Source organism: Arthrobacter sp. YD4 (assembly GCF_030410515.1).
Lineage (GTDB): Bacteria > Actinomycetota > Actinomycetes > Actinomycetales > Micrococcaceae > Arthrobacter.
This window is the reverse complement of sequence record NZ_JAUHHD010000001.1, coordinates 230,656-250,880: the sequence shown is the minus strand read 5'-3', so window position 1 is coordinate 250,880 and position 20,225 is coordinate 230,656. Positions and strand designations below refer to the sequence as shown.

At 69.3% G+C, this 20,225-nt stretch carries 14 protein-coding genes; 10 read left to right on the top strand and 4 right to left on the bottom strand.

From position 1 onward, the window contains the following. Positions 1-170: 170 nt before the first annotated feature. The 3 genes from QWJ39_RS01095 (at position 171) to QWJ39_RS01085 (ending at position 5,921) form a co-directional block, all read left to right on the top strand. Positions 171-2,246, top strand: coding sequence for an acyltransferase family protein (locus tag QWJ39_RS01095; protein WP_290256471.1), 2,076 nt, complete (start codon positions 171-173; stop codon positions 2,244-2,246). Between the two features lie 222 nt (positions 2,247-2,468). Further along, positions 2,469-3,980 (top strand): IMP dehydrogenase, encoded by a 1,512-nt coding sequence (gene guaB / locus QWJ39_RS01090; RefSeq protein ID WP_290255858.1) that lies wholly within the window; start codon positions 2,469-2,471, stop codon positions 3,978-3,980. 105 nt (positions 3,981-4,085) lie between these two features. Further along, positions 4,086-5,921, top strand: coding sequence for an ABC transporter ATP-binding protein (locus tag QWJ39_RS01085; protein ID WP_290255857.1), 1,836 nt, complete (start codon positions 4,086-4,088; stop codon positions 5,919-5,921). A gap of 41 nt (positions 5,922-5,962) precedes the next feature. Here the strand turns inward: QWJ39_RS01085 and QWJ39_RS01080 are convergent, their stop codons facing one another. From QWJ39_RS01080 to QWJ39_RS01065, 4 genes are all read right to left on the bottom strand, one after another. Continuing rightward, positions 5,963-6,571: a hypothetical protein gene (locus QWJ39_RS01080; RefSeq protein WP_290255856.1), complete on the bottom strand. Its 609-nt coding sequence runs from the start codon at positions 6,569-6,571 to the stop codon at positions 5,963-5,965. A 19-nt stretch (positions 6,572-6,590) separates the two neighbouring features. Beyond that, positions 6,591-7,238, bottom strand: a complete 648-nt coding sequence (locus QWJ39_RS01075) for a hypothetical protein (RefSeq protein ID WP_290255855.1) — start codon at positions 7,236-7,238, stop codon at positions 6,591-6,593. Then, entirely contained in the window at positions 7,235-7,864 is a 630-nt protein-coding gene (locus tag QWJ39_RS01070) for a hypothetical protein (RefSeq protein ID WP_290255854.1), read from the bottom strand. The genes QWJ39_RS01075 and QWJ39_RS01070 overlap by 4 nt, the downstream gene beginning before the upstream one ends. Positions 7,865-7,955: 91 nt before the next feature. After that, positions 7,956-8,849 carry a hypothetical protein gene (locus QWJ39_RS01065; protein ID WP_290255853.1) on the bottom strand — a complete coding sequence of 298 codons (894 nt, stop codon included), beginning with the start codon at positions 8,847-8,849 and terminating at the stop codon, positions 7,956-7,958. A gap of 140 nt (positions 8,850-8,989) precedes the next feature. On the opposite strand from QWJ39_RS01065, the gene QWJ39_RS01060 reads away from it, so the two are divergent. The 7 genes from QWJ39_RS01060 (at position 8,990) to QWJ39_RS01030 (ending at position 20,191) form a co-directional block, all read left to right on the top strand. Next, a complete protein-coding gene (locus QWJ39_RS01060; RefSeq protein ID WP_290255852.1) occupies positions 8,990-10,126 on the top strand; it encodes a GuaB3 family IMP dehydrogenase-related protein in 1,137 nt (378 codons plus the stop codon). A gap of 103 nt (positions 10,127-10,229) precedes the next feature. After that, positions 10,230-11,981, top strand: coding sequence for a glycerol-3-phosphate dehydrogenase/oxidase (locus tag QWJ39_RS01055; RefSeq protein WP_290255851.1), 1,752 nt, complete (start codon positions 10,230-10,232; stop codon positions 11,979-11,981). A 60-nt stretch (positions 11,982-12,041) separates the two neighbouring features. Beyond that, complete coding sequence (locus QWJ39_RS01050; RefSeq protein ID WP_290255850.1) at positions 12,042-12,530, top strand: PTS sugar transporter subunit IIA; 489 nt, start codon at positions 12,042-12,044, stop codon at positions 12,528-12,530. Positions 12,531-12,656: 126 nt separating this feature from the next. Continuing rightward, positions 12,657-13,526: an SURF1 family protein gene (locus tag QWJ39_RS01045; RefSeq protein ID WP_290255849.1), complete on the top strand. Its 870-nt coding sequence runs from the start codon at positions 12,657-12,659 to the stop codon at positions 13,524-13,526. Next, the gene (locus tag QWJ39_RS01040) at positions 13,523-14,035 is read left to right on the top strand and encodes a DUF3817 domain-containing protein (RefSeq protein WP_290255848.1); all 513 of its coding nucleotides are present in this window, start codon (positions 13,523-13,525) and stop codon (positions 14,033-14,035) included. The genes QWJ39_RS01045 and QWJ39_RS01040 overlap by 4 nt, the downstream gene beginning before the upstream one ends. Positions 14,036-14,187: 152 nt before the next feature. Beyond that, positions 14,188-15,777 carry a glutamine-hydrolyzing GMP synthase gene (gene guaA, locus QWJ39_RS01035; RefSeq protein ID WP_290255847.1) on the top strand — a complete coding sequence of 530 codons (1,590 nt, stop codon included), beginning with the start codon at positions 14,188-14,190 and terminating at the stop codon, positions 15,775-15,777. Positions 15,778-15,985: 208 nt separating this feature from the next. After that, positions 15,986-20,191, top strand: a complete 4,206-nt coding sequence (locus tag QWJ39_RS01030) for a DUF4011 domain-containing protein (RefSeq protein WP_290255846.1) — start codon at positions 15,986-15,988, stop codon at positions 20,189-20,191. Positions 20,192-20,225: the final 34 nt, after the last annotated feature.

Below are 20,225 nucleotides of genomic sequence, written 5' to 3'. Positions count from 1 at the left end.
TGCGGCGGGGTACTCAGCCGCGCGGCCTCAAGGAGTGCATCCTCAGGCGCAGCCGAAATTAGTAAGCACTCTGGCGATTGGCGAACGAAATTACGGTTCGGTAACATTGATGGTTCGGAATCCTGCCCACAATGTCGATGAATCACCCCGAGGGGTCCCGCGTGTCAGAGCTGCGAACCAATCCCACCCGGCCGCATGCGCCGGCCGGGTCTCCGGCGAGCCGTAAAACGGGCTACCGCCCGGAGGTCCAGGGGCTGCGCGCCCTGGCCGTCCTCATGGTCGTGACCTACCACGTCTGGCTGGGCCGGGTCTCGGGAGGCGTGGACATCTTCCTGCTCATCTCGGCCTTCCTCATGACCCTGAGCTTCGCCCGCAAGGTCGAGGCCGGGAAGCCGCTGCGCCTCGTGCACCACTGGCTCCACCTGCTGAAGCGGCTGCTGCCCGCCGTCGTCGTGGTGGTGCTGGCCGTGCTCGCCGGGACCTGGGCGATCCTCCCCGCCAGCCGCTGGCCCGACGTCCTGAGCCAGGCCTGGGCCTCCCTCTTGTACCGGCAGAACTGGCTGCTCGCGGACACCGCCGTCGACTACTACGCCCAGGACCATTCGGGTGTAAGCCCGCTGCAGCACTTCTGGTCCCTCTCCATCCAGGGTCAGGTCTTCGTGCTGTGGCCGCTGATCTTCGCGGGAACGGCGCTGCTCCGCCGGGCACTGAACCGCTGGACGCCGCTGGGGACGAAAGACGTCAGCTACCCGCTGCTGCTCGCGGTGGCCTTCGGTGCGGTCTTTGCCGCGTCACTCGTCTATTCCATCGACCAGACCGCCAGCAACCAGGCCTACGCGTACTTCGATACCCGGGCCCGCCTCTGGGAGTTCGCCCTGGGCTCCCTGCTCGCCCTGGCCCTGCCGCACCTGAAGCCTGGCAAGGCGCTGCGCGTGGTGCTGGGCTGGGCCGGCCTCGTGGCCATGCTCTCCTGCGGACTGCTCCTGACCGTCGACCGGTCTTTCCCCGGCTTCATCGCCCTCTGGCCCACGCTGGCCGCCGCCGCCATCATCGTCGCCGGGCAGAGCGGAAGCCGGTTCGGCGTGGACCGGCTCCTGACCTGGCGGCCGCTGGTGGCCCTTGGCGACAACTCCTATGCGCTGTACCTCTGGCACTGGCCGCTGCTGGTGCTGGCCCTCGCCGGGTGGGGGATCACCGCGCCGGACCTCTGGCAGGGCCTGGCCATCGTCGCCGTCTCCATCGCGCTGGCGGTGCTGACCACCCGTTATGTGGAGAAGCCGCTGCGCGAATGGCACTGGCCGCAGAGCCGGGCCTGGCGCTCCGCCGTCGTGATCGCCGCCTGCGGTGCCCTGCTGGCCGCCCCGATCACCCTCTGGCAGGGACGCATCAGCGCGGACGAGGCTGCCGCCGCCGCCCAGCCGCGGGACCTCACCCCGGGGGCCGCCGTCCTGGCGCCGGAAAACGCCGGCAAACCCACGCCGGAGGCCAAGATTATCCCCGCGCCGCAGGCGATGAAAAACGAATGGGCGGACATCGACGGCCTCTGCACGGACGCCAACGTGCCCAGCAACCCGCTGCTGCAGGGCTGCCTGCAGAACAGCCGCCCCGAGCACGTGACCAAGCGGATCGTGGTGCTCGGCGACTCGCACGCCCAGCAGTACATGGCCGCCCTCGGCCCGGTCGCCAAGAGCCACGGCTGGGAGGTCGTCACCCTGCTCAAGGGCAACTGCCGGTTCGGCGGCCAGTCGGACCAGCGCGACGCCGACTGCAACGCCTTCAACAAGGCCAGCGCCGAATACGTCCTGGAGCATAAGCCGGACGCGGTCTTCACCGTCGCCTCCCTGACCCACAAGGACGCGCCCTACGAGACCGAGGTACCGCAGTACCTCGAGGGCATTAAACCCTTCACCGACGCCGGAATTGACGTCGTCGGTATCCGGGACAACCCCCGCTTCACCCAGAACATGCCCGAATGCGTCCAGAAGAAGGGCGCCGACGCCGCCGCGTGCAACGTCCCGCTCCAGGAGTCCCTGGCCGCCGCCTCGCCGCTGGATGACTACCGCGGCAAGGTGCCCCGGCTGCATCTGATGGACATGAGCGACTTCATCTGCGCCAACGGCACCTGCCCCGCCGTGGTGGGCAACGTCTACGTCTACAAGGACGACAACCACCTGACCAAGACCTACGTGCAGACCATGATCCCGATGTTCGAGGAGCGGCTGCTCGCTGCAACGGGCTGGAGCTAAGCGGCGCCCGCGTGCCGTCCGGGCGCCGCACTCGCGCCGCCGTGCCCTGGCTGGCTCCCCGGATGAAGCGGCTCACACCCGCCGCCCGGAATATGGGGATCGGCGCCAAGGTTCTAGTATTTATTCAACACTTCTGCACAGGCCACGCCCGTAATGACGGGCTGGTCATCTGCTGCAACCCCTACCCGTGAACCCCAGAAACCCAAGGTAAGAGGCGCACTCATGACCCAGCCCGAACACGACCCCTTTGGCTTCGTCGGCCTGACCTACGACGACGTTCTGCTCCTGCCGGGGCACACCAACGTCATCCCCTCCGACGCCGACACCTCCTCCCGGATTTCCAAGCGCATCTCCGTGAAGACCCCGCTGCTCTCGGCCGCGATGGACACGGTCACCGAGTCCCGCATGGCCATCGCCATGGCCCGTCAGGGCGGCCTCGGCGTCGTCCACCGCAACCTCTCGATCGCCGACCAGGCGGACCAGGTGGACCGCGTCAAGCGGAGCGAATCCGGCATGATCACCAACCCGCTGACCATCGGCCCCGAAGCCACCCTGGCCGAGCTCGACGAGATCTGCTCTCACTACCGCGTCTCCGGCCTCCCCGTCGTGGACGAGGGTATGCGCCTGCTCGGCATCGTCACCAACCGCGACACCCGCTTCGTTCCCGAGGCAGACTTCGCGATCCGTCTGGTCAGCGACGTCATGACCAAGATGCCGCTGGTTACCGGCCACGTGGGCATCAGCCGCGAGGAAGCCTCGCACAAGCTGGCCACCAACAAGATCGAAAAGCTCCCGCTGGTCGATGACCAGGGCCGGCTCAAGGGCCTGATCACCACCAAGGACTTCACCAAGGCCGAGCAGTACCCGCTGGCCACCAAGGACGACGAGGGCCGCCTCCGCGTCGGTGCTGCCATCGGATTCTTCGGCGACGGCTGGGAACGCGCCATGGCCCTGATCGACGCCGGCGTCGACGCCCTGTTCGTGGACACCGCCAACGGCCACTCGCAGGGCGTGCTGGACATGATCCGCCGCCTCAAGTCGGACCCGGTCGCCGCGCACGTGGACATCATCGGCGGCCAGGCCGCCACCCGTGAGGGTGCGCAGGCCCTGATCGACGCCGGTGCCGACGGCATCAAGGTCGGCGTGGGCCCGGGCTCCATCTGCACCACCCGCGTCGTCGCCGGCGTCGGTGTCCCGCAGATCACCGCCATCTACGAATCCGCCAAGGCCGCGATTCCCGCCGGCGTGCCGCTGATCGCCGACGGCGGCCTGCAGTACTCCGGCGACATCGGCAAGGCCCTGGTGGCTGGCGCCGACACCGTCATGCTCGGCTCCCTGCTGGCCGGCTGTGACGAGTCCCCGGGCGACCTGATCTTCGTCAACGGCAAGCAGTTCAAGCTCTACCGCGGCATGGGCTCCCTCGGCGCGATGCAGACCCGCGGCAAGAACACCTCCTACTCCAAGGACCGGTACTTCCAGGCCGACGTCTCCGGAGACGACAAGCTCATCCCCGAAGGCATCGAGGGCCGGGTGGCCTACCGTGGCCCGCTCGCCTCCGTGGCCTACCAGCTGGTTGGCGGTCTCCGTCAGACCATGTTCTACACCGGCGCCCCCACGGTCCCCGAGCTCAAGGCCCGCGGGAAGTTCGTCCGGATCACCCCGGCCGGGCTGAAGGAATCCCACCCGCACGACATCCAGATGACGGTCGAAGCGCCCAACTACGGCGCACGCTGACCCGAACAGGTTGCCCGACCGGCACGCGAAAGGGGCCGTTCTGATCACTCAGAACGGCCCCTTTCGCGTGTCCGTGGCGTTGGGCGCGTGACCTAGGCTGAAGCTATGTCCGAACTCCTGCCCGCGCGCGAACCGGCACGGAAGCTCGCCTTGCGGCCCTACGCCCGGGCCGTAGCGCAGGTGCTGCGGGTCAGTTTCCGCGCCTCGCCCGCCGCCGTCGTCATGAAAGTGGCCGGCTCGCTAATCTCGGCGCTGTTGCCGCTGGTCACCACCTACTTCGCCGCGCTGACGACGACCGCGCTGGCCGCGGCCTACGCGGGCAACGCCGCCGCCGGGCAGCAGGCGATCGTCTACGTCATTGTTACCGCCGCCCTTGGCCTGTTCTGGGGCGCGTTCAGCAGCGTGGACCGCTACATTCAACAGCTGATGAGCTTCCGGGTCGGTGCGATCGTGGGCGACCTGATGTACGAGCGGTTCCTGGCCCTGGAGTTCTGGCGCTACGACGACAAGGAGACCGTAGACCTGTACGACCGGGCCAAGCGCTTCTCCGACTCCTACGCCCGGGTCCTGGACCGGATTGCCGCGATTTTCACGCAGCTGGTCTCCGTGGTGCTGGCGATCGGGGCACTTTGGCTGGTCAGCTGGTGGATCGCCGTGATCGTTCTGGTGGCGATCGTGCCCAGCGTTTACCTGCAGTTCAAGCTCTCCCGGGAGCAGATCGCCCACTGGAACACCCAGGTGGATTCGCGCCGGCAGCGGCGGATGATCGAAACCAACCTGCTGCGGCCCCAGCACATCGCCGAGATGCGGCTCTACGGGATCGTCGGCTACCTGATGGGGCTCCGGTCACGGCTCCGCGACGCCGACGAGAAACGGCGGCTGGACTTCCAGAAACGCTACATCCCCCGCCAGCTCGCCGCCGACGCGCTCCAGTACGGCGCCGAGGTGGTGGCGCTGATCTGGGTCGTCGGGCAGATCATCGCCCGGGCCCAGCCGGTCGGCCAGTTCCTCTACGTCCAGCAGATCGTCAGCCGGGCCCTGTCCACGGCGAACAACCTGGTCTCCTCCCTGAGTTCCATCGACGAGGACCTCGCCAACCTCAAGGACTACGAGCTCTTCACGGCGCTGCCGGTGCACTCCGAGCACGCGCCGCCGCTGCTGCAGGCACCCCGCACCGTGGAACTGCGGGATATCCGCTTCACCTATACCGGCAGCGACCTCGAAGTCATCAAGGGCATCTCGCTGACCATCCGGCAGGGCCAGCACGTCGCGATCGTGGGGGAGAATGGCGCCGGCAAGTCCACCCTGATCCGGATCCTCGCCGGGCTGTACCACCCCGACTCGGGCCAGGTGCTGCTGGACGGCGTCGACCTGGCCGCCGTCGACGTCACCTCCTGGCACCGCCACCTGGCGGTGCTCAGCCAGGAGTTCCTGAAGTACGAGTTCGCCACCGCCGCGGAGAACATCCGCTTCGGCGACGTCGACGCCCCGCCGGACGACGCACGGATCCGCCGGGCAGCGGCAGACGCCGAGGCGCTGGACTTCATCCTCAAGCTCCCCAACGGCCTGGACAACCACGTCAGCAACTGGATGGAGGACCCCCGCGGGCGCAAGGGCAGCGGCCTCTCCGGCGGGCAGTGGCAGCGGCTGGCCATGGCCCGGAACTTCTACCGGGACGCCGCCTTCATGGTGATGGACGAACCGACGTCGGCGATCGACGCGCTCGCCGAGCACCGGATTTTCACCCGGCTGTTCGCGGACCGAAGCAGCACCATCATCGCCATCAGCCACCGTCTCGCCACGATCGAGAAAGCCGACGTGGTCTACATGCTTGAGGACGGCCGCGTGGTGGAGCAGGGCACCCACAAGGACCTCGTCGCCCTGCGCGGCCGCTACTTCCGGATGTTCGAATCGCAGTTGAGTGACGCCGACGCCGGCTGACCTCCAGGACGGGAGGATCGCAGGCTGCCCCACCGCACGGCTCAGTCTCCGGAAAGGATCGTGGTGCGGACCGTCGCCACGGCGGGCCGGGCAGGGACGCTGCTGAAGCCGAAGGTTACCGCCGGCCGGATAGGCACCAGCGCGCCTTGGTCTTCGCCGTCCCAGCGGACCCGGGCGTCGGTGATCCGGTGCAGGTCGGTGACGCCGTAGAACTCCCTTCTGCCGTTCCCGGCGGTGCCGGCTGTCCGGGCACCCGGGCTGAAAAGGGCGGCGAGGGGATTGATCGCGGTCAGCCAGGCGGGGTGGACGGCAAGCCGGCGAGGGACCGCACGGAGCCCGACGCCGGTCACCGTGCGGGTGCCGATGCCTGCCTCGATTGCCAGGGTACCGGCGGCGATGGTGAGCCGGCCGCCGTCGAGCCCGGCGTCCACTCCCACAATCCGTACCTCGTCGAACTGATAGGTGGCGGCGACAAACTCCGCCACCGCCGCGGAGGGTGCCAGCAGCAGCCGCCGTCCGGTGGCCTCCTGGACCATCACATCGGCGAAGACGCCCAAGGGGGAGGAATGCCAGATGCCGATCACAGCCCGGAAACCGGACGCGGCGCCAATCCCGGCGATGTGTCCGTCAAAAATCCAGCGCTCGGCCATGATTAGTGCCCGGCCATCGTCAGAGCGGTCCGTAGCCCGCGGCACCGCGTGGGTCGCGCCAGGTAGCCAGGTCTGCCTCCACTGCGGCACGGAGGCGCGGGTCCGAGCCGATCCTGCGGCGGAAGGATTGCCGCCCGCGGCCCAGGACCACGGCGGGGACCAGGATGCAAGCCACCAGGAGCGCGACCAGCAGGACGTAGGCGCCGGCCACCGCGGCCAGCGTTGAGCCGCCCCGGGCAGCGATGCCGGGGGAGACGAACCCCAGGATGGCTCCGAGGACTACGGCCAGCACCGCGACCATCATGATGCCGCCGCGCGCCGACCCCGGGCCGCGGGTGACCAGGCTGGCGCCGGCGTCCGGCAGCGTTGCGCGGACCCGTTTCCAGGCCACGATGCCCGGCACCGCCAACAGCACTCCGGCCGCGCCGAGAGCCAGGACCCAGGCGGGGTTTCCGGACAGGGCCGAGATGAAGGCCCCCGCCAGCAGCAGCACGGGTCCGGCGGCGATGGCAGCGCTCCAGGCCGCGGCCCGGGCCGCCTGCGCGTCGGCTAACTGGCGCAGGCGGGACGGGGCGTTCGGCGGGCTGACCCGGGCCAGTTCCGGCGAGGCCCAGTGGTCGAGGGGATGCGCGGGCCGGTCCCGGGCGAACGTTGACGGGTCGGTCATGCCGGCTGCAGGCCGAGGCCCCTGCGGAGGCTGGAGTCCAGGTCCTCGGGACGGAGGGGGACCGCCTCGCTGCCGTCGTCGCCGGCGCGGAGTTCGAGGGACCCGTCCGGGTCCGCCTTCACGTGCACGGCGTGGGAGGCGCCGTCCGGGAGATGGCGCCGGACGGTGGCCGCGGCAGGCCGCCCGTCCGGCGACGCGCCCAGGTAGAAATTCACCATCTCGACGGCCGTGACAATCATTCCCTCGGCATCGGTGAGCGGGCGCAGTTCGTGCACCCCGTACTTGCTCAGGCTGAGAATCAGGGCGCCGTCGGCGGAGCCGAAGAGGAAGTACACGTGGTCGGCTTGGGGGGTGACCAGCGCGATTTCCAGCCACGCATCGGCACCGGCCAGTGCGGCCGCCACACTGGCGGCCTGCCCGACCGGCACCAGGGCGTCGGCCTCGACGGTCATCAGCCCCCGTTCCAGGAGCGTGCTGACCCCGGCCTGTTCCAGCGGCGCTCCGGCGGCGTGGTCCAGCCGGAACAAGCGCTGGCACTTCAGGGCCGCGTCGGTCCCCGCCAAGGCGACCAGGGCGATCAGTTCGTGCTCGGTGATAAGCAGGGGTGCGTCGTCTTGCGCGGTCATGACTGCCTTTCGGGCGACGGGTCTGGAGGTTGGATGGTAGTTCGGGTCTCGGTCTCTGGTCCCAGTCTAGGGAGAAGGGGGGATGGGCGGCTCAGGTGAGCCAGCCCCACACCTTTTTGGCGCCGTCGGCCACGGCGTCGGCGACATGTGTGGCGCCGTCGCCGATCATTTCGGAGGCTGAGCCGTAGCCCAACTTGCTGGCGAGCAGGCCGGCCCCACCCCATGCGACCCCGGCGACGGCAAAGAAGGGTCCCGCCACCGGAACGAAGCTGCCCGCGGCGAGGATGGTGGAGATGCCGCCGTCGATCTTCATCCCGGTGTTGTCCGTCGCTATTCCCTGCGCCAGTTGCAGGCCGCCGGTGATGATGCCCAACCCGCCGGACAGCCGCCCCAGCAGGGAGGTGCCGTTGAGGAGTTGGGTGCCGCGGACGTAGCCGGCTTCGGCGGCCTGGCCGTACTGGGCGCCGAGCATGGGCCAGTTGGTCAGCTTCGTGACCAGCCCGCCCTTGGCCATGGTGTCCAACAGTTTGTCCGCGTAGAGCCCGGCCGAGGTGACGGCAGCGTTCCCTGCCAACCACGGTGCCCCGCCGGCCCCGGCGATGATCGTCTCGAGGCCGGTTTCCTGCCCGGTGCCACTGGCACTGCCGGAGGGGCTGCCGGCGGGAGTGCCGGGGCGGGAGGTGCCTCCGGTGCCGGGGGTTCCCGCGGTTCCACCCTGCGCGCTGGCCGCCTCCTGCTCGTTGGCCTGGGTGAGGAGGAGCTTCGAGGCCTCCGCCAGCGACTGCGAGGCCCTGCTGAGGAGCGGCTTCAGGGTGCCGCTCCACTCGCTGCGGAACCGGCCGGCATCGGCGCCCTGCCAGGCGGCTCCCGCCACCAGGGAGTTGATCCGGCGCTCGGTGTCGGAGAGCCGCGACCCGGACAGCCCCATGGACTTTGACAAGGACCGCAACTGCTCGACGTCGGCGCCGTAAAGGCCAGGGGCCATGGATGGTCCTCCAGGAAGGGATGAATGGGGGCTGGTGTGACCCCAGCGTAGGGGACAGGCCCGCGGGACCGCCATGGGCAGCGCTGCCCATGGCGGCCGGCCGCAGGCATCCCGGGCCGGGCCTGGGATAACCTAGAGCAGTGACTTACGAGATTGAGATTGGCCGAGGCAAGCGTGGGCGTCGTGCCTACTCCCTGGATGACATTGCGATCGTCCCCAACCGCCGTACGCGTGACCCCAAGGACGTCTCCGTTTCCTGGCAGATCGATGCCTACAAGTTCGACATGCCGGTGATCGCGGCACCCATGGATTCGGCCATGTCGCCGGAAACCGCCATCGCTCTCGGCCGTCTCGGCGGCCTCGGCGTCCTGGACCTCGAAGGCCTGTGGACCCGGTACGAGGATCCGCAGCCGGTGCTGGACCAGCTGGCGGCCCTCGAAGCGGAGGACAGCTCCACCGCCGTCACCCGCCGCATGCAGGAGCTGTACCAGGCGCCGATCCAGCCCGAACTCATCACCTCCCGGCTGGCCGAGATCCGCGCCGCCGGCGTCACCGTCGCCGGGTCCCTGACCCCGCAGCGGACCCAGGAGCACTACAAGACCGTGCTGGCAGCCGGCGTCGACATCTTTGTTATCCGCGGCACCACGGTCTCCGCCGAGCACGTCTCCAAGGACCACGAGCCGCTGAACCTCAAGCAGTTCATCTACGAGCTCGACGTCCCGGTGATCGTCGGCGGGGCCGCCGGCTACACCCCCGCCCTGCACCTGATGCGCACCGGCGCCGCGGGCGTCCTGGTCGGCTTCGGCGGCGGCGCCACCACCACCACGCGGCGCGCCCTGGGCATCCACTCGCCGATGGCCTCCGCCATCTCCGACGTCGCGGCTGCCCGCCGCGACTACATGGACGAATCCGGCGGACGCTACGTCCACGTGATCGCCGACGGCGGCATGGGCACCTCGGGCGACATCGTCAAGGCCATCGCCATGGGCGCCGACGCCGTCATGCTCGGCAGCGCCCTCGCCCGCGCCGAGGAAGCCCCCGGCCGCGGCTGGCACTGGGGCCAGGAAGCCCACCACCTGGAGCTGCCGCGCGGCGACCGGGTCAACGTCGGCACCGTCGGCCCGCTCGAGGAGGTTCTCTTCGGACCTGGCCACCACACCGACGGCACCGCCAACCTGGTCGGCGCCCTGCGCCGCTCGATGGCGACCACCGGCTACTCGGACCTGAAGGAATTCCAGCGCGTCGACGTCGTCGTCTCGCCTTACGCCGGGAACTGAGCCGGCGTAGGGGGTAACCGGTCCGCCGTCCTGCCCCTGCCCATCCGCCGAACTTGGACGTAGTGTGGTGCACTACGAGGTTTGATCCGGATGGAGGCGTGAGATGAACAGTTTTCCCGGTGGTGCTCCCAAGGCCGGAGGCGCGCTTGGACCCGACGAGCGGGAAGCTTCCCTGGCCGCGTTGCGGGCAACCGCGGAGCCCGGCAAGGAACTCGACATCCTCATCGTCGGCGGCGGCATCGTCGGCGCTGGAGCCGCGCTGGACGCGGTCACCCGGGGGCTGAGCGTCGCCATCGTGGAGGCCAACGACTGGGCAGCAGGAACCTCCAGCCGGTCCTCGAAGCTCATCCACGGCGGCCTGCGCTATCTGGAGATGCTCGACTTCGCCCTGGTCAAGGAGGCGCTGCACGAGCGTGGCCTGATCCTTTCGGTCCTGGCCCCGCACCTGGCCCGTCCGGTCCCGTTCCTCTACCCGCTGACCAAACGCTTCGTCGAACGGCCCTACGTCGGCTCCGGCATCGCCCTGTACGACGCCATGTCCATCACCGGCGGGCACAGCCGCGGCGTCCCCTTCCACAAGCACCTGAGCCGGCGGGGAACGCTGCGGGCCGCCCCCAGCCTGAAAAACGACGCCTTCGTCGGCTCCATCCGCTACTACGACGGCCAGGTCGACGACGCCAAGTACGTCGCGAACCTCATCCGGACCGCCGCCTACTACGGCGCGCATGCCGTGAACCAGATGGCCGTTGTGGACTTCCTCCGGGAGGGCGAGCGGGTGGTCGGCGCCAAGGTAGTCGACCACGAGGACGGCTCCAGCTTCAACATCCGCGCCAAGCAGGTCATCAACGCCACCGGGGTGTGGACCGACGAGACCCAGGCCATGGTCACGGACCGCGGCCAGCTGAAGGTCCGCGCGTCCAAGGGCATCCACCTGGTGGTGCCCCGCGACCGGTTCCAGTCCACCGTCGGACTGATCCTGCGGACCGAGAAATCGGTGCTGTTCGTCATTCCCTGGGGCCGGCACTGGATCATCGGCACCACCGACACCGACTGGAACCTGGACAAGGCGCATCCTGCGGCCTCCAGCAAGGACATCGACTACATCCTCGAGCACGTCAACAAGGTGCTGAAGCGCCCGCTGACCCGGGAGGACGTCGAGGGCGTCTACGCCGGCCTGCGGCCCCTGCTGGCGGGGGAGAGCGACTCCACCGCCAAGCTCTCCCGGGAACACATCGTGGCGCACCCGGTACCCGGCCTTGTCGTCGTCGCCGGCGGCAAGTGGACCACCTACCGCGTGATGGCAAAGGACGCCGTGGACGAGGCCACCCGCACCATGGACGAACGCGTCCCGCCGTCGTGCACGGAGTCCATCCCGCTGCTGGGCGCCAGCGGCTTCAAGGCGGCGTGGAACAAGCGCAGCCGGATGGCCGAGGAGACCGGGGTGCACGTGGCCCGGGTCGAACACCTGCTCAACCGGTACGGCTCGATGGCCCCGGAAGTCCTGGCCCTCATAGCAGAGAACCCCGAGCTTGCCGAGCCGCTGCCCGGGGCCGACGACTACCTGGGCGCCGAGGCGGTCTACGCGGCCAAGTTCGAGGGCGCCCGGCACGTGCAGGACGTCCTGACCCGCCGGACCCGGATCTCGATCGAGGCCTGGGACCGCGGTGTGTCAGCCGCGCCGGTAGTCGCTAAACTCATGGGTGAAGTTCTCGGCTGGAGCGATGCGCAGCGCGAGAGCGAAATCAAGCACTACCTGGCCCGGGTGGACGCCGAACGGCTCAGCCAGGAACAGCCGGACGACGAATCCGCCGACGCCGCACGGCTGGGTGTGGAGGACATCGTCCCGTTGCGCTGACCCGGGCGGGAACGGCCCCAGCCGGCCGGCGTGCACGAAGCCAAACCGAAGGGACAGCTCTTGGCGGAACCACTGGACCGGTACGATGCCGACCTCACCACGCCGCAGATGGTGATCCTGGAGCTGGACGCCGCCGACAAGTACGACGCCTCCGCCCAGCTCGCGCAGCGGATGTTCGAGGCGGGCCGGATCTCGGACCTGGAGGGCTTTCTCTCCCATGTCAACGCCCGGGAACACCAGATGGCCACCGGCCTGCCCGGCGGCGTGGGGCTGCCGCACGCCCGCAGCGAGTTCGTTTCCCGCACCTCGATCGCCGTGGGCATCACCAAGTACGGCAAGGCGCTGGACTTCGGCGCCGCCGACGGTCCAGCCACCGTGGTGCTGCTGATCGCGACGCCGGCGAGTTCGTTCTCCGACCACCTTGAGGTCCTCGCCACGCTGGCCCGCTCCCTGTCCAAGGAATCCTTCCGGGAGTCCCTGCGCCGGGCCTACGACCCGGAAGTCATCGCCGAACTGATCAACTCCTCCCTGGTGTTCTTCGACCACTAACAGTGGGGCAGGCCCTTTCGTGTCGACTTCGTCGCCACGCAGGGACCCGGCTGCCCCACTCTAGGGGCAGCCGGGACTCCCAGGCCCGTTTCGGTCTTCTACAGGCGGACGAAGTACGGTTAAGGGGTGTTGAAAACCGCCCTCAAACCCCGCTGGATTGCCGGCCTGGTCTTTGCGCTGGTGATCTCGGGGGTCTTCGTGCTGCTGAGCCAGTGGCAGTTCGGCCGCTCCACGCGGTCCGAGGCGCCGGTTTCCACCGCCACCGAAGACCCGAAACCGCTGACCGCCGTCCTCAAGCCCGGCGAGTTCTTCCCCAGCACCGCGGCCGACCAGGTGGTTACCGCCACCGGCCACTACGACCCGCAGAAGCAGGTCCTGGTCCCCGGACGGGTCAAGGATGGCGCCAAGGGGTACTGGATTGTCACCGGCTTCGCCGTCCAGGGGGCCCCCGTGCTGACGGGTGCCGGCGCGAGCCCCGAAACCTGGCTGGCCGTTGCCCGTGGCTGGGTTGCCGATCCCGCGGACGCGGCCGCGCCGCCCTCGGGCACCATCTCCCTGACCGGGCGGCTGATGCCGTCCGAGGCGCCCGTCCCCAACACCGATCCGGGTCCCGGCCGGGCGACCGCCGTTTCCACGGCCGAGCTGATCAACGTCTGGAATGTCAGCAGCTACCCCGGCTTCGTCGCCGCCAGCGCCGAGCGCGCCGGCGGGGCCGACGTCAGCGTTGCCGCGCCGGCGAAGGCCCTGGACATCGGCCCCCAGCCGCCGCAACAGAGCATCAACTGGCTGAACCTCTTCTACGCCGCCGAATGGGTGGTGTTCGCCGGGTTCGCCCTGTTCATCTGGTGGCGGCTGGTCAAGGACGACTACCGCCGGGACCTCGAGGACGCCCTCGACGAGCAGGAACGCGAGCAGGCCGAACGACAGGACCCGCCGCATCCGGACACCGACACCCCGTCCACCCACACCACCACCGACCCGAGAGTGCAATCATGATTGAGCCCAAACCGGCCATCGACCCGCAGCAGCCCGCCGGACCGGGACGTCCCGCCGGCAAGAAGCGCCGCTTCGGCGGAACCGAGGCCCAGATCCGCTCCGCGCTGAAGTTCTACAAGGTGCTGGCCTACCTCACCGGTTCCATGCTGCTGCTGTTGTGCGCCGAGCTGATCGCCCGCTACGTCTTCGGCCAGTACCTCTTCGCCGGCGGCACCAACGCGGTCACCGGGCAGCCGTTCGGCTTCGGGTTCGCCGACGCCGACCCGGCCGGCGTCATCGGCGGCGTCAACGTCTCGGTCACCGTGCTGATCGTGCACGGCTGGATGTACGTGGTCTACCTGATGTCCAACTTCCGCCTCTGGTCCCTGATGCGTTGGCCCTTCGGCAAGATGATCATCCTTGCCCTCGGCGGCGTCGTGCCGTTCCTCTCGTTCTTCGTGGAGAAGAAGTTCCACGCCGAGGTCGAAGCCGAACTGGCCGCCAACCCGCAGGCACCACAGCGCTACTAAGCCCTTTCTCGGCCCCCGCGCCGCCGCAGACTGTCCGCCTCGGTTCGCCGCTGACCTTCACCGGCCGCGCGTGACGCGGCCGGCCTGTGAGTTCGCTTACCCGCCGCACCGCGAATGTGCGGGGGAGCGGGGGCGCAAAGTAGGCTAGAGGGGTGACCACACCCACTGCATCCCAGACGTCCCAAAGGCCGGTCCTGGTTGTTGACTACGGTGCCCAGTACGCGCAGCTGATTGCCCGCCGCGTCCGGGAAGCGAATGTGTATTCGGAAGTTGTTCCGCATACCTACAGCACCGAGCAGCTGCTGGCCAAGAACCCCGCCGCGATCATCCTCTCCGGTGGCCCGTCCAGCGTTTACGCCGAGGGCGCCCCCGGCGTCGGCGCGGACCTGTTCGACGCCGGCGTCCCGGTCTTCGGCATCTGCTACGGCTTTCAGGCCATGGCGAACGCCCTGGGCGGCAAGGTGGCCCGCACCGGCCTGCGCGAGTACGGCGCCACTGAGACCACCGTCCTGGGTGAGGGCCGTTCCATCCTCGAAGGCATGCCGCAGCACCAGAGCACCTGGATGAGCCACGGTGACTCCGTGCACGAGGCGCCGGAGGGCTTCGAGGTCCTGGCCACGACGGCCGGCGCCGACGTCGCCGCCTTCGCCAACGAGGAGAAGTGCCTCTACGGCGTGCAGTGGCACCCCGAGGTCAAGCACTCCGCCTACGGCCAGCAGGTCCTGGAGAACTTCCTCTTCAAGGGAGCCAAGCTGGAACCGAACTGGACCACCGGCAACATCCTCGAAGAGCAGGTCGCCCGGATCCGCGAGCAGGTCGGCGACGCCCGGGTCATCTGTGGCCTCTCCGGCGGCGTGGATTCCGCCGTCGCGGCCGCCCTGGTCCAGCGCGCCGTCGGCGACCAGCTCACCTGTGTCTTCGTCGACCACGGCCTGCTGCGCGAAGGCGAAGCCGAACAGGTGGAGCGCGACTTCGTCGCCGCCACCGGCGTCAGGCTCTACGTCGCCAATGAGCAGGAACGCTTCCAGGCCGCCCTGGCCGGTGTCAGCGACCCCGAGACCAAGCGCAAGATCATCGGCCGCGAATTCATTCGTGCCTTCGAGGAGGCCGAGCGGGCCATCATCGCCGAGGCAGCTGCGCACGGCGACAAGATCAAGTTCCTGGTCCAGGGCACGCTGTACCCGGACGTTGTCGAATCCGGCGGCGGCGAGGGTGCGGCCAACATCAAGAGCCACCACAACGTCGGCGGCCTGCCCGAGGACCTGCAGTTCGAGCTCGTCGAACCGCTGCGCGCCCTGTTCAAGGACGAGGTGCGCGCCGTTGGCGCCCAGCTCGGCCTGCCGCAGGAAATCGTCGGCCGCCAGCCCTTCCCGGGCCCCGGCCTCGGCATCCGCATCGTCGGTGAAGTAACGAAGGAACGCCTCGACCTGCTGCGCAAGGCCGACGCGATTGCCCGCGCCGAGCTGACCGCCGCCGGCCTCGACAACGAGGTCTGGCAGATGCCCGTGGTACTGCTGGCCGACGTCCGCAGCGTCGGCGTGCAGGGCGACGGCCGCACCTACGGCCACCCGATCGTGCTGCGCCCGGTCTCCTCCGAGGACGCCATGACCGCGGACTGGTCGCGGCTCCCGTACGACCTGCTGGCCCGGATCTCGAACCGGATTACCAACGAGGTCGACGGCGTGAACCGGGTGGTGCTGGATGTGACCAGCAAGCCGCCGGGAACCATCGAGTGGGAATAGCCTTGTAAAGGGCCGGCCTCTCCGGAGGCCGGCCCTTGGCGTTTAATCCTCCGGCCGGTGGAGAGGAATCGACCGCACTATTTTGGCCCCTGCCAGTGTTGCGGCCCCTCCCGGCGGGCCGATCCGGGCTACGCTCGAAGGCATGCCGGTATGGTCCAGGGCGTTCCGCGCGAACACAGAAACCGTGAGCACAGAAAAGAAGGCAGAAGTGTCAGTTGGTCAAGGCCACCCCGAAGGCTCCGAGGAGTTCAGGAAATGGCTGTCGGGACTGAAGCCCGTCACGGGCCCCGACACGATGCTGCGCTTCACAAAGACGCCCGAGGGTTCCATCGACCTGACCCATGCCCACCCGTCGGGCCTGGCGCAGCTGATGGCCGGGCGGCGCACGCGGCTGTCCACCCTCATCCGTGACCGCCAGCAGTACGTCGTGGCGGCGCGCGCCTCCCGGAACCTGCGCTCGAAGATCTTTGAGCTGGCCAACGACCGGGGCATCGACGCGGGGTACCTCTCGGCCGGCACCGTCGTCTGGACCTCGGCCGTCGGCGGGAAGCCGCAGCGGGTCTCCGCTCCGGTCATGCTCACGGCCGTGTCCCTCACGGTCCGTCCCGGCGAAGACGACTACGAGCTGCAACTTACAGAGCAGGCCCGGATCAACCCGGCACTGGTCCGTCACCTGAAGACCATCCACGGCATCGTCTTCGACGTCAACGCCGTGACGCGGATGGCCTACAGCACCGCCCGTTTCGACCCGCTGCCCGTCCTGGACCGGCTCGCGACACTGATCCAGCCGATCCACGGCGCCGAGGTGGAGCACAACCTCCTCGTCTCCACCTTCGCCGATCTCTCCGGCAACCTCGACGACCCGTGGATCAACCCGGAGAACAAGCTCATTGCCGCCCTTGGCCGCGTGGCGGCAGGCGACTCCGTGGAGGTACCCGAGCTCAAGGACGGCCGCTTCGCCAGCACGGACGAGCGGAACCCCGCCGACGAGCTACTGCTCCTCGACGCGGACGCCGACCAGCAGTATGTGGTGGATGCCGTCCGTGCCGGCGACTCCCTGGTGGTCAGCGCCCCTCCGGGAACCGGACAAACCCAGACCGCGATCAACACCATCGGCACCCTCGTCGATGAAGGCAAAAGCGTGCTGGTGGTGGGGGACCGCCGCGCCAGCCTGGGCGAGGTCTCCGCGCAGCTCGAAGCCCTGGGCCTGGACTCGATGCTGGTGCATCTGGCCGGGGGCACTACCCCGCTCCAGCTTAAGGGCCAGCTGGTGCGCGCGATCGTGCGCAACGAGAAGTCCCTCGAGCCGCAGCTGAAGAACCTGCACGCCACCCTGACCGAGCACCGGCACGCGCTGATGGACCACGTGGCCTCCCTGCACAACGTGCGGGAGCGCTGGGGCTGCTCCCCGTACGAGGCGATGCAGTCGCTCGCGGCCCTGACCGCGATCCATCCCGCCCCGGCGACCACCGTCAGGCTCAAGCGCAGCGTCCTGGACAACATCCGGGACCGCGCGGAACTGGCCGAGCGGCTGCGGCGTGCCGCGGAACTGGGCAGCTTCAGCCGGGCCTCGACCCTGAGCCCGTGGCACGGCGCCCGTTTGCTGACCCGCAAGGAAACGCAGGAAGCGCAGCAGGTGGCGCGTTCGGTCGCGGAGAAGCTGCCGCGGCTCCGCGACCGGATGAACGAGGTCGCCGAGCACGCCGAAATCCGGCTGGGGGACACCTTTGCCGAGTGGGGCGACCAGATCGACCTGTTGGTCGCCGTGCGGGGAAGCCTGGACAAATTCACCCCGGACATCTTCGACCGTCCGGTCCACGACCTGATCTCGGCCACCGCTTCCTCGTCGTGGCGGCGGGAGCGCAGCATTGATATGCCCTCGATGCAGCGGTCCCGGCTGCGGCGGGTCGCGAAGGAGTACGTCCGGCCCGGCGTCCACATCGCCGATCTGCACAGTTCGCTGGTCCTGGTGCAGGAACAGCGGGCGGCATGGTCGGGGTACGCCACCACGCAGCGGCACCCCGCGGTGCCGTCCGGGTTGGGCGAGTTGTCGGCGCTGTACCGGGAACTGGACGCCGATCTCAAGGACCTCGGCGAGGCCGTCAGGTATACCCGCGACGGTGGCGACGTGCAGAATACGCCGTACCCGGAGCTGCTCGACCGGCTGACCCGCCTGGTGGCGGATACCGGCACCCTTGAGACCCTGCCCGAACGCACGCTGCTGATTGAAAACATGCGCGAGCACGGCCTGGGTGAGCTGCTGGCGGACCTCGCCGAGCGTGAGGTCTCCGCGGACTCCGTCGCTGCCGAACTCGAGCTCGCCTGGTGGCAGTCCGCGCTGGAGGCAATGATCAGCGGGGATGACTACCTCGCCATGTCCGACGGCGACGCCCTCCGACAACTGGAGGCGGAATACCGTCTCGCGGACAACGCCCACATCGCCAGCGGCGCTGCCCGGCTCCGCTGGAAGCTCGCGGAGCGTTGGCGGGCGGCGCTGGCCGAGCACCCGCGGCAGGCTGAACTGCTGCGGAGCCTGCTCAAGGACGGCCGGGTCACGCCGGCGGCGCTCACCGCCCAGTCTGCCGAACTCATCCCCATGCTCGTGCCCGTCTGGTCCATCAGCCCGTACCTGATGACCAGCCTGCTGCCCGCCGAACAGCACTTCGACGCGGTGGTGATCCTCGACGCCGAGGCGACCTCCCTGCAGGCAGTCCTCCCCGCGGTCGCGCGGTCCCGCCAGGTCATTGCCTTCGGCGATGACAGGATCGCCAGCCCGCGAACCTTTACCGTGGGTGTCGAGCGGCTCGCGGCGGGAGAGAGCTCCCACCACCGCGTCGATAGCGCCTACCAGAGCCTGGCGGCGGTGCTGCCGGTGCGCAGGCTCCGGACCGTCTACCGAGCCGTGGACGAGGATCTGGTCCGGCAGCTGAGTAAGAACTTCTACGGCGGCGAACTCCGGCGGCTGCCCGAGGGGCAGTCCGCAACCGGGCTGGACCGCGCCCTCACGGTCGAATACCTGCCGGACGGAACGGGTCTCCCAAGCGCTGACCAGGACGGCGTCGAGTCCGTCCTGGCCGAAGTGAACCGGGTCGTTGAACTCGTCTTCGACCACGCGAGGCTGCGTCCGAGGACCTCCCTCGCCGTCGTCACCGGCAGCCTGCGGCACGCCGCCCGGATCGGCGAGGCCATCCGACTGCAGCTGCCGAACTACCCGCTGCTGGCGGGCTTCTTCACCGCGGGCACCGAATCGTTCCGCGTCGTCGACCTCGAACGGGCGCAGGGCCTGGTCCGCGACCGGGTGATCTTCTCGCCCGGTTACGGCCGCACGCCGCACGGCCGCGCGCTGCACAGCCTGGGCCCCCTGTCCGTCGACGGCGGCCGCGCCAAGTTCGCCCTCGCGATGACCCGTGCCCGGCGCTCCCTCCACGTCCTGACCTGCTTCCGGCCCGAGGATCTGGACAGCTCCCGGCTGAGCCACGGGGCCGTGGATTTCTACGAGCTGATCGACCGGGAGATTGCCGGCAACTCGGACCTGGGCAGCCCCGCGTCCCGCGCCGCCGCCAGCGAGCAGGCGCTCGGTGCGGACCCGTTGGTCACGGACCTCGGCGACAGGCTCCGCGCCCGCGGCGCCCGCGTCTGGCACCAGTACGACGGAGCCCTGGACATGGTGGCGGCTGCGGATCCACTGCACACGATTGGACAGGACGACGCCGACATCCCGCGTCCGGTGGCCATCGAATCCGACGGAACCGAGCGTTACCGGCGGATGACCGTCCGCGAACGCAGCCGGCTCCGGCCGCAGCTGCTGGAACGCCTGGGCTGGCGCTACATGCCGCTGTGGACCATCGAGGTCTTTACCGATCCCTCCGTGTGCGCGGACCGGATTGGCGGGTACCTTGGATTGGAGAAGCCGGTGGCGTCCTCCCGGATCGGGACCGCTCCGGGCTTCTCGGACGACATGGAAAGTTTCGGGCTCGAGAGCGCCCGGGACGCGTATGCGGCCACCGGCCAGGCGCCCACCGCCTGGGCCGCCGCGGCGCACCAGCAGGAATTTACGAGCAGTACTAAGGAGGCGGACGTGACCAGTCACCAGAGCGCCGCAAACGACAACCGGAACCATCCCGGCGAAGCCCACGGGGAACCCGCCACGGCGGCCACCATCGATACCGACAGGGCAGCCCGGGCCGGGGAGGGCCGGAGTGCCGGTACCCCGGATCAGGACGCGGACCGGACTGCAGCCAGTGCTTCCGGTCAGCCGTCCCGGGCCGAAGGCGCCGCTGCACACAGCGCGTCCCCGGCAGGGATCCTTCCCACCAAGGCCGCGGAGGATGATCCCCGACGCTGGGGCGACGAGCCCGGCGGGTATGACCACGACGCCTGGCTGCAGGAACAGAAGCCGCCGCACTGGGGCTGACACCAGGGGCGGGGCAGCGCCGGCGCGGGACGGT